We start from the raw sequence: 974 nt of genomic DNA, 5'->3' as shown, positions 1-974 counted from the left end.
CTGGGGCTCACCCCCCGCCAGCTCGCCTACATCATCTACACCTCGGGCTCCACCGGGACGCCCAAGGGCGTCATGGTCGAGCATCAAAGCACCGTGAACCTGCTGCGTTGGAGTAGCCGCGTCTACGCGCAAGCACAGACCAGCCGCATGCTGTTCTCCACTTCGATCAGCTTTGATCTGTCCGTCTACGAGTGCTTCGCTACCCTGTCACAGGGCGGCACGCTCTATCTTGTCGACAATGCGCTGGCGCTGGCGCAAACGCCTTTGGACGTCTCGCTGATCAATACAGTCCCCTCTGCGATCGCCGCTCTGCTCGCCAAGGAAGCAGTCCCCGCCGCGGCAAGCGCCATCAATTTGGCGGGCGAAGCGCTGAGCGCAGCTCTGATCGAGAGAATCTTCGAGCACAGCCGCGTCGAGAAGATCTGTAACCTATACGCCCCTTCCGAGACAACGACGTACTCGACCTGGATTTGCATGCCCAGGGGAGACACCGTCGTTGAAACGATCGGCCGTCCGATCGCCAACACGCGGATCTATCTTCTGGACGCTCATGGTCAGCCGGTGCCGTTCGGGGCGGTGGGCGAGCTCTATATCGGCGGGGCCGGCGTTGCGCGCGGTTATCTCAACCGCCCCGAGCTGACGGCGGAGCGGTTCATCGCCAGTCCGTTTGTGGAAGGCGATCGGCTGTACAAGACCGGCGATCTGGCCCGTTATCTGCCGGACGGCAATCTGGAGTTCCTCGGCCGCAATGACGACCAGGTGAAGATCCGCGGCTTCCGCATCGAGCCGGGCGAGGTCGCCGCACGGCTGATCGAGCATGAATGGGTGCGCGAGGCGGTGGTGGTGGCGCGCGAGGACCGCGCCGGCGACAGGCAGCTTGTCGCCTATGTGGTGGCGAAGCCGGCGGACGGATCGGACGACGCCGATGGCGGCGCGCTTGCCGGCGCCTTGCGCGCCCATCTGGCTAGCCTGCT

1 protein-coding gene is annotated in these 974 nt (G+C 64.5%); it reads left to right on the top strand.

From position 1 onward, the window contains the following. On the top strand, positions 1-974 hold a 974-nt coding region (locus NKH90_RS34580; protein ID WP_352823798.1), incomplete at both ends, for an amino acid adenylation domain-containing protein.

This window comes from Mesorhizobium sp. M0898 (assembly GCF_040319695.1).
Classification (GTDB): domain Bacteria; phylum Pseudomonadota; class Alphaproteobacteria; order Rhizobiales; family Rhizobiaceae; genus Mesorhizobium.
The sequence above is the reverse complement of the archived record's forward strand: the minus strand, read 5'-3'. Positions and strand labels throughout refer to the sequence as shown.